12 protein-coding genes are annotated in these 14,327 nt (G+C 54.3%); 4 read left to right on the top strand and 8 right to left on the bottom strand.

Annotation, left to right across the window (positions count from 1 at the left end):
• Nucleotides 1-54: 54 nt before the first annotated feature.
• The gene (gene clpB, locus B9Z45_RS13380) at nucleotides 55-2,661 is read right to left on the bottom strand and encodes an ATP-dependent chaperone ClpB (RefSeq protein WP_108407723.1); all 2,607 of its coding nucleotides are present in this window, start codon (nucleotides 2,659-2,661) and stop codon (nucleotides 55-57) included.
• A gap of 86 nt (nucleotides 2,662-2,747) precedes the next feature.
• Here clpB and B9Z45_RS13375 point away from each other — a divergent pair, with 86 nt between their 5' ends.
• Complete coding sequence (locus B9Z45_RS13375) at nucleotides 2,748-3,299, top strand: hypothetical protein (RefSeq protein ID WP_199221907.1); 552 nt, start codon at nucleotides 2,748-2,750, stop codon at nucleotides 3,297-3,299.
• Nucleotides 3,300-3,306: 7 nt separating this feature from the next.
• Here B9Z45_RS13375 and B9Z45_RS13370 read toward each other — a convergent pair whose 3' ends face one another.
• From B9Z45_RS13370 to B9Z45_RS13345, 6 genes are read right to left on the bottom strand one after another with little or no spacing between them, the layout of a single operon-like run.
• Nucleotides 3,307-3,795, bottom strand: a complete 489-nt coding sequence (locus tag B9Z45_RS13370) for a molybdenum cofactor biosynthesis protein MoaE (protein WP_108407722.1) — start codon at nucleotides 3,793-3,795, stop codon at nucleotides 3,307-3,309.
• Nucleotides 3,796-3,800: 5 nt separating this feature from the next.
• The gene (gene moaD / locus B9Z45_RS13365; RefSeq protein WP_108407721.1) at nucleotides 3,801-4,052 is read right to left on the bottom strand and encodes a molybdopterin converting factor subunit 1; all 252 of its coding nucleotides are present in this window, start codon (nucleotides 4,050-4,052) and stop codon (nucleotides 3,801-3,803) included.
• Nucleotides 4,049-5,308: a gephyrin-like molybdotransferase Glp gene (gene glp / locus B9Z45_RS13360; RefSeq protein ID WP_108407720.1), complete on the bottom strand. Its 1,260-nt coding sequence runs from the start codon at nucleotides 5,306-5,308 to the stop codon at nucleotides 4,049-4,051. Before glp ends, moaD begins: the two co-directional genes overlap by 4 nt.
• Nucleotides 5,309-5,322: 14 nt before the next feature.
• Entirely contained in the window at nucleotides 5,323-6,768 is a 1,446-nt protein-coding gene (thrC, locus tag B9Z45_RS13355; RefSeq protein ID WP_108407719.1) for a threonine synthase, read from the bottom strand.
• Nucleotides 6,768-8,090 (bottom strand): homoserine dehydrogenase, encoded by a 1,323-nt coding sequence (locus tag B9Z45_RS13350; protein ID WP_108407757.1) that lies wholly within the window; start codon nucleotides 8,088-8,090, stop codon nucleotides 6,768-6,770. The genes thrC and B9Z45_RS13350 overlap by 1 nt, the downstream gene beginning before the upstream one ends.
• Nucleotides 8,091-8,146: 56 nt before the next feature.
• Nucleotides 8,147-9,388: a pyridoxal phosphate-dependent aminotransferase gene (locus B9Z45_RS13345; RefSeq protein WP_108407718.1), complete on the bottom strand. Its 1,242-nt coding sequence runs from the start codon at nucleotides 9,386-9,388 to the stop codon at nucleotides 8,147-8,149.
• A gap of 131 nt (nucleotides 9,389-9,519) precedes the next feature.
• On the opposite strand from B9Z45_RS13345, the gene B9Z45_RS13340 reads away from it, so the two are divergent.
• The 3 genes from B9Z45_RS13340 to B9Z45_RS13330 all read left to right on the top strand — a co-directional run bounded on the left by B9Z45_RS13340 (nucleotide 9,520) and on the right by B9Z45_RS13330 (nucleotide 12,388).
• Nucleotides 9,520-9,897, top strand: a complete 378-nt coding sequence (locus B9Z45_RS13340) for an Mth938-like domain-containing protein (RefSeq protein WP_108407717.1) — start codon at nucleotides 9,520-9,522, stop codon at nucleotides 9,895-9,897.
• A 157-nt stretch (nucleotides 9,898-10,054) separates the two neighbouring features.
• On the top strand, nucleotides 10,055-10,540 hold the full coding sequence (locus tag B9Z45_RS13335) for a peroxiredoxin (RefSeq protein WP_108407716.1): 486 nt from the start codon (nucleotides 10,055-10,057) through the stop codon (nucleotides 10,538-10,540).
• 159 nt (nucleotides 10,541-10,699) lie between these two features.
• On the top strand, nucleotides 10,700-12,388 hold the full coding sequence (locus B9Z45_RS13330; RefSeq protein WP_108407715.1) for a PhoH family protein: 1,689 nt from the start codon (nucleotides 10,700-10,702) through the stop codon (nucleotides 12,386-12,388).
• 27 nt (nucleotides 12,389-12,415) lie between these two features.
• On the opposite strand, the gene dnaB is transcribed toward B9Z45_RS13330, so the two are convergent.
• Nucleotides 12,416-13,834 (bottom strand): replicative DNA helicase, encoded by a 1,419-nt coding sequence (gene dnaB / locus B9Z45_RS13325; protein ID WP_108407714.1) that lies wholly within the window; start codon nucleotides 13,832-13,834, stop codon nucleotides 12,416-12,418.
• Nucleotides 13,835-14,327 lie beyond the last annotated feature (493 nt).

Genomic DNA, 14,327 nt, shown 5'->3' with positions numbered 1-14,327 from the left:
TCTGCAGTTAGTGTGTCACGCGTTTGCCGACTTTCCAAATTGCATCGACAGAGATCAGTCGTGCGCTTCAACCACTTTGAAATCGAACTGCCCGGGATGACGTACCGGATCGACCGAGACCTGAATTTGGCATTTGGGCGGAAAGCGCCCTTCCAGCAGCAAGCGCGATAAGGGGTTTTCCAAGCGTTGTTGAATCGCCCTTTTAAGGGGTCTGGCGCCAAAAATCGGGTCAAAGCCCACTTTGGCCAACTCGGACAATGCACCAGGCGTTACCTCAAGGTTCAGGTCCATGCGAAGCAAACGATCTTTGAGCACCTGCAACTGGATCGATGCAATCGATGCGATGTGATCGGCATCCAGACCATGGAACACGACTGTCTCGTCGATGCGGTTCAAAAATTCCGGCCGGAAGTGGGTTTTCAATTCATCCCAAACGGCATCCTTGATGTCTTCTTCCGGTTGCCCCACCATCGATTGAATGAGCCTTGAACCCAGGTTGGAGGTCATCACGATCACCGTATTTTTGAAGTCAACAGTGCGGCCCTGGCCGTCGGTTAAACGGCCGTCGTCCAACACCTGCAACAAAACGTTGAAGACATCTGGATGGGCTTTCTCGACTTCGTCGAGCAACAGAACGCTGTAGGGTTTGCGACGCACAGCCTCTGTAAGGTGGCCCCCCTCTTCGTAGCCCACATAGCCTGGAGGCGCACCAATAAGGCGTGCCACCGAATGCTTCTCCATGAACTCACTCATGTCGACACGGATCAGGTGATCCTCACTGTCAAACAAAAACCCAGCAAGGGCTTTGCAAAGCTCGGTTTTTCCCACACCCGTAGGGCCCAAGAACAGGAAGGAGCCGGTTGGACGGTTGGGGTCCGACAAACCTGAACGTGATCGACGGATAGCATTGGCCACAGCCGAAATGGCTTCGTCCTGCCCCACCACACGCTGATGAAGTTTGTCTTCCATCTGAAGCAATTTTTCACGCTCCCCCTGCATCATTTTGGAAACAGGAATGCCCGTAGCACGTGACACGACTTCAGCAATCTCTTCAGCGCCAACCTGGGTCCGCAGCAATCTGTGAACGGGTTTTTCACCCGGCAGCGCCTCTTTGGCCTGAACCTCTTTCAAAGTTTTTTCAAGCGCGGGCAACTTGCCGTATTGAAGTTCAGCCACTTTGTTGAAGTCACCTTTGCGTGTCAGGTCTTCAATTTGCTGGCGCAGCTGGTCGATTTGCTCTCTCACTTGCTGTCCGCCTTGTGCTTGGGCCTTTTCGGCGCGCCAGATTTCTTCCAGATCGGCCGCTTCTTTTTTGAGTTTGACGATCTCTTCCTCAATCAAGGCAAACCGTTTTTGCGAGGCTTCATCGTGCTCTTTGCGCACCGCTTCACGCTCAATCTGCAACTGGATCAGTCGGCGATCGAGCTTGTCCATCACTTCGGGTTTGGAGTCGATTTCAATCTTGATCTTGGCTGCAGCCTCGTCGATCAGGTCAATGGCCTTGTCGGGCAGGAATCGATCGGTGATGTAGCGGTGGCTCAGTTCTGCCGCTGCGACAATCGCTGGATCCGTGATGTCCACACCGTGGTGAATTTCATACCTCTCTTGTAAACCACGCAAGATGGCAATGGTCGCCTCAACGGAAGGTTCGTTGACCAGTATTTTTTGAAATCGCCGCTCCAAGGCCGCATCTTTTTCGATGTACTTTCGGTATTCATCCAGCGTCGTGGCACCCACGCAATGCAGTTCACCTCTTGCCAATGCGGGCTTGAGCATATTGCCCGCATCCATGGCGCCCTCAGCCTTGCCAGCCCCAACCATGGTGTGCAACTCATCAATGAAAACAATGGTTTGGCCTTCGTCTTTGGCCAGTTCACTCAGCACGGTTTTCAGTCGCTCTTCAAACTCGCCTCGGAATTTGGCGCCCGCCAGCAAAGCGGCCATATCAAGCGACAAAACCCGCTTGCCCTTGAGCGAATCGGGCACCTCCCCGGCCACGATGCGTTGGGCCAGGCCCTCAACAATCGCGGTCTTGCCCACCCCAGGCTCGCCAATCAGCACCGGGTTATTTTTGGTACGGCGCTGCAAAACCTGAATTGCTCGGCGAATTTCATCGTCCCGGCCAATGACAGGGTCGAGCTTGCCCATCCGCGCCCTCTCCGTGAGGTCAATGCAGTATTTTTTAAGGGCTTCACGCTGGCCCTCTGCTTCCGCATTGCCCACAGTTTGCCCACCACGCACTGCATCAATTGCCGTCTCCAGGCTTTTGCGACTGAGCCCGTGCTCTTTGGCCAAGCGCCCGATATCACCCTTGTTGTCAGCGATGGCCAACAAAAACAGTTCACTGGCGATGAAGGCGTCGCCCCGTTTCATGGCTTCTTTTTCACAAGCCTGCAACACCTTGCCCAGTTCAGGCCCCACCTGCACCTGCTCTTGCCCCGTGACTTGAGGCAAACGACCCACCGCAGCTTCGGCAGCCATGGCCAAGCCCTGCACCTGAACGCCCGCACGCAACAACAAGGCTTTTGGTCCTTCTTCTTGCTTGAGCATCGCCACCAGAACGTGAGCAGGCTCAATGTAGGCATGGTCACGGCCAAGGGCCAGCGACTGGGCATCAGACAGGGCTTCGTGGAATTTGGTCGTCAATTTATCAAGGCGCATGAATATTCTCCTGTAGCCGACAGTTTGGGGATCATTACCCATTTTCAAGACTTGGAGGGCCTTGTCACATTGCCTAAAATCAAAACATGAACATTCACCAGCTTTCCGTTAGCCACGAGGAGCGGCAAGATCGCTTGTTGCTTCGACTCAATACCCAAGATGGTCAGGAATTTCGTTTCTGGCTGACACGTCGAATGGCCATCCGACTGCTGCCTGCAATGCAAGCGTCAGTTGTCCGTCTTGAGGCCGCACAACCCGGCATAGCCGCCATTGACCACACATCGCAGCAAATGTTGACGGAACTCAAACGCGATGCTTTTTTACAAACAGCAGACTTTTCAACCCCCTACGAAACACACGCGCAACAATTGCCTTTGGGTGACGAGCCTTTATTGGTGACCGACGCGCAGCTTAGCGTGCAGCCAAATGGCAGCCTGCAAATCATTTTTCAAAAAAAAATAGGCGAGGCTATTCAGTCGTGCCAGCTGAACTTACAAGCACAGCTGGTTCACGGCATGATCCATTTAATTCGTCAATCCATGGAGAAAGCCGAATGGATTTATTCAGCTCAAACCACTGAGCCCCATTCAGACAACGCGCGTGGCACAGCTGCGGATCAACAAACTTACAAGCACTGAGACAAGCTCAGGCGTTGTTGGCGACAATGCCCCATCTTGCCAAAGCCGCATCGTCGGCTACACGCGCATCGACCCATTGCGCGCCTTGAGGGGTTTGCTCTTTTTTCCAGAACGGTGCTTGGGTTTTCAGGTAGTCCATGAGAAATTCGCAAGCCTTGAAACTTTCGCCCCGATGCGCTGAAGTGACCGCCACAAAAACGATTTGGTCAGCTGGTAGCAAGCGGCCCACGCGGTGTACCACCCGAGCGGCATAAAAATCAAATCGCTTGTGCGCCTGGTCGATCATGTCTTCTATGGATTTCTCTGTCATGCCTGGGTAATGCTCAAGCTCCATGGCCTGAACTTCATCCTGCGCTACGCCAGTCAAGGCACGGGTATCGCGCACCGTGCCCACAAAACTGCACACAGCGCCCACGCGCAAATCATTGGCCCTCAAGGCCGTCAGCTCTTGAGAAACATCAAAGTCTTCGGTTTGGATGAAAACGCGGGGAAACATGGAAGCTAGCCTCCGGTGACAGGTGGGAAAAAGGCCACCTCACCATGGTCTGACAAAGGCGTCGCATCATGGGCCATGACCTGATTGACGGCAACACGCACAGGCCGTCCGATGGCAAGGCATTCTGAATAGGCGCCACCACGGGCTATCAACTCAAGGCGAAGACTGGCAACGTCTTCGCAGGCAGTGTCAACCGCTTCAGCAGCAAAGCCGATGGTTTCGCGCAAAGACGCAAAGTAACGCACCTGGATCTTCATGACAACCACTCCGAAAATGGCCAGAAGTCGACCACGTCATTATGGACAATGGTCTGACCACCGGGGTTATCCACCACGCCATCGCCCCAAACCAAGGATGTCAGAACACCTGAACTTTGGTTCGGAAAGAGATCCAAACCGCCTTGTGCATTGCGACGGACGCGCAAAAATTCACGCCGTTTATCGGCCTTTGCCCAATCAAAATGCGCCGGCAATTTCAAAGAGACAGGGGCCATTTGCTCGGCACCCTGCAGAGCCAGTAGCAAGGGTTTTACCAACAGTAAAAACGTCATGAAGCTCGACACGGGGTTGCCCGGCAAGCCCACAAAGTGAGCCACACCGCTTGCAGTCTCACGCCGCACATGCCCGTAGGCAAAGGGTTTGCCAGGCTTCATGGCAATCTGCCAAAGCGCCAACGCCCCCAAGGATTGCACGGCAGGCTTCACGTGGTCCTCTTCGCCAACAGAAACACCACCACTGGTGAGAATCAGATCATGGTGTTCTGCCGCAGATTTCAAGGCCGCTACCGTGGCTTCGCGGCGATCAGAAACAATGCCCAGATCACTGACCTCGCAGCCCAAGCGGTGCAGCAAAGCCCGCAAGAAAAAGCGGTTGGAGTTGTAAATGGCACCAGGCGGCATATCTTCAGGTGCGACGTCACCGGGCATGACCAGTTCGTCGCCCGTTGAGAACAAAGCCACCTTGGGCCGTGACATGACTTGGAGATGCGCCAAGCCAAGACTGGCGGCCAACCCAAGCTCCGCAGGTCCGAGTTTTTGTCCGCGCTTCAATACGGTGTCGCCCAGAAGAACGTCTTCCCCACTGCGGCGTACCCACTGCCCGGGCTCAGCAGAGGTCAAAAACCGAACCCGACCGGGATGGTCTGTGACAACAAGTTCGGTTTGCTCTTGAGCCACGATGGCATCTGCACCGACTGGAACGGGTGCACCCGTGAAAATACGGGCGGCCTGCCCTGGAAAAAGTGGCGCCCCCAAGTGACCTGCGGCAATGCGTTGCGTCACCGTCAACTCCACGCCGGCTTGCGAAACATCGGCACTGCGAACGGCATAGCCGTCCATGGACGAGTTATCAAAGGCGGGCACTTGCAAACCGGACACCACGTCTTGCGCCAGGATGCGGCCATCGGCATCGAGGGTGGCCACGGACTCCAAGGTCGTCAATGGTTTGATATGGGCCAACAAGGTTTTCAACGCGTCATCGAGCGACATCAAAGGGGCGCGTGGGGTAGGACTCATTGGGCTCATTGGGCTCATTGGCAGTGTTGTGTGATGAAGGCCTTGATCAGGTCGACATCCGCCTGCATGACTTGAACCCGCTTGGGCAAAGACTCGATGCCAACAAATTGAGCGGGGCGCTCCGGCTGGCGGCCCAAGGCCTCCACAACGGTCGATGCGAACTTGATGGGCAGTGCCGTCTCGAGAACGATCATGGGCACTTGGGCCTTCAGATGTTCTTTGGCCACTTTCACGCCATCAGCCGTGTGCGGGTCAATCACCATGCCATAGCTTGAAAATACCTGCTGAATCGTCTTCAGCCGGTCGACATGGTTACTGCGCCCACTCTCAAAGCCGTAAGCGTTGGCGGCCTTGGCAAAGCGGGGATCACCAGATAAATCAAAAAAACCTTCGCGACTCAACGCTTCGCCAAAAATGGCTTTGGTTTGGGTGTCATCACGTTCAAGCAGATCAAAAACAAAACGCTCGAAATTACTGGCTTTGGAGATGTCCATCGAGGGACTGGAAGTCTCATGGGTATTGGTGGCGCCACGCACGTGGTAGATGCCTGTGTGGAAGAACTCGTCAAGCACATCGTTTTCGTTGGTGGCAACCACCAGACGGTCGATTGGCAAGCCCATCATGCGGGCTACATGACCCGCGCACACATTGCCAAAGTTGCCACTGGGCACTGTGAAGCTGACTTTCTGGTCGTTGTTTTGTGTCGCCTGGAAGTAGCCGGCAAAGTAGTACACGACCTGAGCCAGCAAGCGAGCCCAGTTGATTGAATTGACTGTACCGATCTTGAAGCGACGCTTGAAAGCCAGGTCGTTGGACACAGCCTTGACGATGTCCTGGCAATCATCGAACACGCCATCGATGGCGATGTTGTAGATGTTCTTGTCCAGCAGGCTGAACATCTGGGCTTGCTGAAACGGGCTCATACGGCCATTCGGGCTGGTCATGAAGACCCTCACGCCCTTTTTGCCACGCATGGCGTATTCGGCAGCGCTGCCTGTGTCGCCCGATGTTGCGCCCAAAATGTTGAGCTCTTCGCCACGTCGTGCCAACTCATACTCAAACAAATTGCCCAGCAGCTGCATAGCCATGTCCTTGAACGCCAAGGTGGGGCCGTTGGACAAGGCTTCCAGATACAGGTCCGGCTGGCTTTGGCCCGGAGCTTGCAAAGGTTTGAGCGGCACAATTTCTTTTGTGCCAAATACTTCTGCTGTGTAAGTCTTGCGGCACAAGGCCTGCAGGTCATCGCGTGGAATATCGTCGATGTACAAGGACAAAATCTCGAAAGCCAAACCTGCATAACCCTGGCTTTGCCAAATCTCACGCAGCCGCGTGAGCCCTGCAATGTCCAGTTGCGGATAGTTTTCAGGCAGATAAAGACCGCCATCAGGCGCCAAGCCTTCGAGCAATATTTCGCAAAATTGTTTGCGGTCAGCATGACCGCGCGTCGATAGGTAACGCATCAGTTCAACTCTTCCTTGCGAATGCGCACAATCGGAGCCATCACGGTCGGCAAAGCCTGCATTTGGGCCAAGACATCGTTCAAGGTGCCTTCTCGGGTGTCGTGGGTCAGGATGATCACATCGGTCTGGTTTTCGCCCGCCAGGCTCACCTGGTCGGCCTCACGCTGCAAAACCGCGTCAATGCTGATATCAGCTTGTGCCAGCAAACCGGTCAACTTGGCCAAAACACCTGCTTGATCAGCCACGCGCAAACGCAGGTAATAACTGGTCACCACTTCAGACATCGGCAGCACTGACAAATTGCTCATGGCCCCAGGCTGGAATGCCAAATGCGGCACCCTGTTGAGCGGGTCTGCGGTGTGCAAACGGGTGATGTCCACCAAGTCGGCGATCACAGCGCTTGCCGTTGGCTCAGCGCCCGCACCTTTGCCGTAATAAAGGGTTGTGCCTACAGCATCGCCTTGTACCATCACGGCGTTCATGGCGCCCTCAACATTGGCAATCAGACGCTGGGTGGGCACCAAGCTCGGGTGAACACGCAGCTCAATGCCTTGCGCTGTGCGCTTGGTGATGCCTAAGAGCTTGATTCGGTAGCCCAGTTGCTCGGCGTATTTGATGTCGGCAGCGCCCAGTTTCGTGATGCCTTCCACGTAGGCCTTGTCAAACTGCACCGGAATGCCAAAAGCAATGGCACTCATCAAGGTGACCTTATGGGCGGCATCCACACCCTCAATGTCAAAAGTCGGATCGGCCTCGGCATAACCCAAGCGCTGGGCTTCCTTGAGCACCACCCCGAAATCGAGGCCTTTGTCACGCATCTCGGACAGGATGAAGTTGGTGGTGCCATTGATAATGCCGGCCACCCACTGAATGCTGTTGGCAGTCAGGCCCTCACGCAGCGCCTTGATGATCGGTATGCCGCCAGCCACGGCGGCCTCGAAAGCCACCATCACGCCTTTGGCCTGCGCTGCCGCAAAGATTTCCGTGCCATGCACCGCCAGCAAGGCCTTGTTGGCTGTGACCACGTGTTTACCAGCAGCAATGGCTTCCAGCACCAGCGCTTTGGCAATGCCGTAACCACCGATCAGCTCGATGACGATGTCGATTTCGGGGTTGGCAATCACAGCACGGGCGTCGGCCACCACTTGGATACCCTCGCCCACCACTTCTTTGGCACGCGCCACATCCAGGTCAGCCACCATGGCAATTTCAATGCCGCGTCCGGCGCGGCGCTGGATCTCTTCCTGGTTGCGCTTGAGCACGTTGAAAGTGCCGCTGCCCACTGTGCCAATGCCCAATAGGCCTACTTTGATCGGTTTCATTTTTTTAACTTCTTTGCTGCAGTCCACCCGAAAAAATCGGGCATCAATTCTTCAATTTAGGCCACCAAGGCCTCAGTGCCGAAACGTTTGCGGGCCCCCTCAAGAAAACGCGCCATGCGCGCAATCGCTTCGCGCAAGTCATCCTCATGCGGCAAAAACACAATCCGGAAATGATCGGCGTGGGGCCAATTGAAACCTGTACCCTGGACCAGCATGACTTTGGTTTCCTCCAGCAATTGCAAGAAAAACTCCTGGTCATCTTTAACCGGGTAAATCCGGGCGTCCAGCCTGGGGAACATGTACAGGGCAGCATGCGGCTTGACACACGTCACGCCAGGGATGGCCGTGATCAGGTCGTAGGCCAAATCGCGCTGCTTGCGCAGACGTCCGCCCTCACCCACTAATTCGTTGATGCTCTGGTGTCCGCCCAGAGCGGTCTGAATGGCCCATTGGCCAGGCACGTTGGCACACAAGCGCATGTTGGAGAGCATGTTCAGGCCCTCGATGTAGTCGCGGGCATTTTTTTTATCCCCCGAAATGATCATCCAACCGGCCCGGTAGCCGCAAGAACGGTAACTCTTGGACAGCGAGTTGAATGTCAAGGTCAGCACATCCTGAGACAGGCTGGCCATGGGCGTGTGTTTGACGCCGTCGTACAAAACCTTGTCATAGACCTCGTCAGCGAAAATGACCAGGCCATGCTCGCGCGCAATCGAGACGATGCCTTTGAGTAAATCGTCGCTGTACAAGGCCCCCGTAGGGTTGTTGGGGTTGATCACCACGATGCCCTTGGTCCGTGGCGTGACTTTCGCCCGAATATCTGCCAAATCAGGCATCCAGCCATTCGACTCCTCACACCTGTAGTGCACGGGGGTGCCGCCCGACAAACTGGCAGCTGCAGTCCACAGCGGGTAATCCGGCGCTGGCAAAAGCACCTCATCGCCGTTGTCCAGCAAGCCATTGGTGGCCATGACAATCAATTCGCTGGCGCCGTTTCCCAGGTATATGTCGTCAAGCGTGACGCCCAGAATGCCCTGCTTTTGAGTTTCGTGCATGACGGCTTTGCGCGCTGCAAAAATGCCTTTGCTGTCGGAGTAACCGGCTGAATTAGGCAGGTTTCGAATCATGTCTTGCTGAATTTCTTCAGGCGCATCAAATCCGAAAACTGCCAGGTTTCCGATGTTCAATTTGATGATCTTTTGACCGTCCTCTTCCATCTGACGGGCGCGGTCCATGATGGGGCCACGAATGTCATAACAAACATTGGCGAGCTTGGCAGATTTTTGAATGGGCTTCAAAGTGCCTCCAAAGGCGGTTGCGAAGGGGAAAACCTATAATTTGACCACATTTCCAGAGCATTTCGGCCTCAAATACAAGAGCAACGGCTCTAAAGCCGGACTGAAGTCGCACAGCCCTTCCAGGTCAACCCATGAAACTACAACCGGACAAATCCAACGGCCTCACCATCAATGCTTACGGCGCAGGATGGATTGAGGTCAATGGCCAGAAATTTTCCCACTCACTGACCGTCAACAGCCTGCCTGGCTCAACACCTGACAAGTGGGAAGTCTCCCGATTTGAGGACTTGAAATCAACAGATTTCGACATTTTGTCCACCTGCGGTGCCGAATTGGTCATTTTTGGCAGTGGGCAACGCTTGCGCTTTCCTCAGCCAGCCTGGCTAAGATCGCTTGTAGAACTCGGCATCGGGCTTGAAACCATGGACACCCCCGCAGCCTGCCGCACCTACAACATTTTGGCCAGCGAAGGGCGAAAAGTCGTGGTCGCTTTGCTGCTGGAACCCTAAAGCATGCGTTTCAGACAAACCCTTGTTTCTGGAATCTGTCCGTTCGATGCCCCCATTCAGAGTAAAATATGAGGTTGCCAAGGCCCTCGGCCTTTAGCTGTTCTGACGTCACTTGGTGGCGGCAAGCGCTCAACCTGTCAAGCGAGATCAAAGTTTTATGGCGATCGTTCTTAACAAACCCCTCCCCGAATTTGAAGCGAACGCTACGAGCGGCCTGAAAGTTTCCAACATTTCCCACGTTGGACAACCTGTTGTTTTGTTTTTCTACCCCAAAGACAATACACCCGGCTGCACCACCGAAGCCATGCAGTTTCGAGACAAATACAAGGATTTTGTCAAAGCAGGCGCCATGGTTCTGGGTGTGTCGCGCGACAACATGAAATCACATGATGATTTCAAATCCAAACTTGAATTGCCATTCGAGTTGATTGCCGATACCGAAGAAAAAATGTGCCACATGTTCGGTGTGGTTAAAAATAAAATCATGTACGGTAAAAAAGTCAAAGGCATTGAGCGCAGCACTTTTTTGATCGGTACTGACGGCACCCTCAAACAAGAGTGGCGCGGCCTGAAAGTACCTGGCCATGTGGAAGAAGTCCTGAAGGCCGTCAAAGACCTGAAGAAAGCCGCCACGGTTGCTTGATTCAAATGGGAATGTTTTGTCTTTCGGCTCATGCATAATGATTTCATGCCACTGAAATTCAGCCCCCTTCTTCCCTGAAACAAAAAGCCGCCTAGGCCTCCAGGCGGCTTTTTTATTTTTCAGCGCCTGACTTTTTTACCATTCAAGAGGCCTTTGTCCATGCCACTCCCACCCGCACCAACCCAACGCGCCAGTCGCTTGACCCACAAAGCATTCGAGGAACTGTCGGCTGAAATTGAAAGCCCAACCGCATTGGTACAGATCGAAACCAAGAAGTTTCTACAGCCTGCCGAGCAAGCTGTCGCCGCAGAGTCCAAACGTGTCGTCCGTCCCCGCAAGGCACCGGCGTCTCGTATTGATTCAGCGGTTACTTCGGGTGTTAGTGAACCATCAGCGCGTGAGCCCGCACCCACGAAACAGGGCTCAGCGCCAGTGAGTCGGCCCAAACGCAGAACGGGACCAAGCAAACTGTTTGTGCTCGATACCAATGTGCTCATGCACGATCCCATGAGTCTTTTTCGGTTCGAAGAGCACGATGTCTTCTTGCCAATGATCGTGCTGGAAGAACTGGATGGTCACAAAAAAGGCATGACCGAAGTAGCGCGCAATGCGCGACAAGCCAGCCGTTCACTGGATGCCCTGGCCTCCGCGCAGGGCGCCGATTTGGGTAAAGGCTCGCCATTAAGTGCGACAGGCCACACCGATGCCGTTGGTCAACTTTTCTTCCAGACACAAGCGCTAGACCTCAGCCTGCCATTGGCCCTGCCACAAGGCAAGGCGGACAACCAGATCTTGGGTGTTGTCAAAGCACTGGGGCAATTGCATGCGCCACGTGAAGTTGTTCTTGTCTCCAAAGACATCAACATGCGGGTCAAGGCGCGTGCTTTGGGCCTGCACGCCGAGGATTATCAAAACGACAAAACTCTTGAAGATGGCGACCTTCTGTACCCCGGGTCGCTGTCCTTGCCACCCGATTTCTGGATCAGGAATGGCAAGACCGTCGAAAGTTGGCAACAAGGCACACACACTTTTTACCGGATCTCCGGCCCGATCGTGCCCAGCCTATTCATGAACCAGTTCGTTTATTTTGAGGCACCTGGCGAGCCCAGCTTGTACGCGCGAGTGACCGAGATCCGCGGAAAAACTGCCGTGCTGCGCACACTGAAAGACTTCAACCACCAAAAAAATGCCATTTGGGGCGTTACGACTCGCAATCGGGAACAAAATTTCGCGATGAATTTGCTGACGGATCCGGACATCGACTTTGTGACTTTGGCTGGAACGGCTGGAACAGGCAAGACCCTGATGGCACTTGCTGCGGGTTTGACACAAGTCCTCGATGACCGCCGTTACACCGAAATCATCATGACCAGGGCTACGGTGAGCGTGGGTGAAGACATCGGATTTTTACCTGGGACCGAAGAGGAAAAAATGGGCCCCTGGATGGGCGCATTGGACGACAACCTGGAATTTCTGGCCAAGGGCGATGGTGGTAATTCCGGGGAATGGGGTCGGGCTGCTACCAATGAATTGATCAAAAGTCGTATCAAGATAAAGAGCATGAACTTCATGCGAGGTCGCACCTTCATGAACAAGTACGTCATCATCGATGAAGCGCAGAACTTGACGCCCAAGCAAATGAAAACCCTGATCACAAGGGCAGGCCCCGGCACAAAGATCATCTGCATGGGTAATCTGGCCCAGATTGATACACCTTATCTGACTGAAGGCTCCTCAGGTCTGACGTATGCCGTGGACCGCTTCAAGGGCTGGGCACATGGTGGCCACATCACCCTGGCTCGAGGAGAGCGCTCCAGGCTGGCCGACTTTGCCAGCGATGCCCTCTGATCAAAGCGGCGCTAAACCCTTCGGGTCTCAGTAGTCGTCACTCAGACCCGAAGCCAGGCTTTCGAAACGTGTCAGGTTCTTCAGGAAGGTCAGCCGGGTCGTTCCGGTTGGGCCGTTCCGCTGCTTGCCGATGATGATTTCGGCCACGCCAGGATCTTTGGAATCCTTGTTGTAATAGTCATCGCGGTAAATGAACATGATGATGTCGGCGTCCTGCTCAATGGCGCCTGATTCTCTCAAATCACTCATCATGGGGCGCTTGTCGGTGCGTTGCTCTACGCTTCGGTTCAGCTGCGACAGCGCAATGACCGGGCACTGCAGTTCTTTGGCCAGCATTTTTAGACCCCGAGAAATTTCGCCTAGTTCTGTGGCCCGGTTATCGCCACCTGAGCCGCCAGAGCCACTCATGAGTTGCAAATAGTCGACCACAATCAATCCGAGCTTTCCGCACTGCCTCGCCAGGCGCCTGGCGTTGGCACGCAACTCTGAGGGCGTGAGCCCCGGTGTTTCATCGATGTGCAAAGACACAGTGCGCAGCTTTTCGATGGCCTCGGTCAGTCTTGGCCATTCGTCATCGCTGAGCTTGCCAGTCCTCAAGTGCCCCTGATCAATTCGCCCGATCGAGCCAACCACACGCACTGCGAGCTGCGATGCCCCCATTTCCATGGAAAAAACTGCCACAGGCAAACCCTCGTTCAAGGCCACGTGCTCAGCAATATTGATGGCAAAAGCAGTTTTTCCCATAGAGGGTCGGGCAGCCAAAACCACGAGATCACCTGGCTGCAAGCCGGAAGTCATGCGGTCAAGGTCGTAAAAACCTGTGGGCACCCCAGTGATGTCGTTGGGATTGTTCGCCATTTCCTGAACACGGTCGAGCAGTTCAACAACCAGCGTGTCCATCGACTGAAAGCCCTGCTTCATGCGGGAGCCTTCTTCGCCGATGTTGAAAATCTTTTGCTCTGCCTCGTCCAGGATACGATCGATCGCCTTGCCCTGCGGGTTGAAAGCATTGGTGGCGATCTCATCACTGGCAGAAACCAGTTTGCGCAAAATGGACCGCTCACGAACAATTTCCGCATAGCGGCGGATATTGCTGGCGCTGGGCACATATTGGGCCAAGGAGTTGAGGTAACCCAAGCCACCCATTTCTGCGGTCTTGCCCTGATTTTGCAAATACTCGCTGACAGTGATCACATCCGCCGGCTTTGAAGCGTTGATCAAGGCACCCATCGCGGCGTAGATCAACTGGTGCTCGTGCCGATAAAAGTCGGAATCCACCAACAAATCGCCCACCCGGTCCCAAGCTCCGTTGTCAAGCAAGAGCCCGCCCAATACGCTCGACTCAGCCTCAATCGAGTTAGGTGGGACACGCAACTTGGCGATTTGACTGTCAGACGAAAGATTGGCGGGAAACTCGCTCAAATGGGGGGAGAAAACAGCAGACATTGGGTACCAGAAAATCAAACGACCATGTTAGCCTCGCCAAGAGTTGGCGTCACGGGATAAGCCTGTGGATAAACAGGGGGGATCCGGTGATCAACAGAGGACAAGTCAACTTGCATTACAAAATGATTAATAAATTGGAAACGCCGACTTAACATTGAATGGGCCTTCAGTGTTCCTGTTGCACCTGGTATTCCTTGCTATGGTCAGGAAACCAAAAATTGACGTTATCACGCTCAGATTTGATGTTCTCGCTGATGACACCGACCGAAAACTGACCATCTGGAGGGCAATAATTGAACGGCGTCAACTTGATACCCTGAAGTGGACCCCGAATTTGGGACAGGTGTTTAAGTGGGACACTATCCAAAAAAAACGGGTTACCAATGACTGAATCAAAAAAACGCAGAGTTCATCCGCCGGAGTTCAAGGCCAAGGTGGGGCTGGAGGCGCTCGGCGGGATGAAGACCATCAATCAAATCGCCCAGGAGTATGG

Source organism: Limnohabitans sp. 2KL-17, assembly GCF_003063415.1.
Lineage (GTDB): Bacteria > Pseudomonadota > Gammaproteobacteria > Burkholderiales > Burkholderiaceae_C > Limnohabitans_A.
This window is presented reverse-complemented; position numbering and strand designations above follow the sequence as displayed.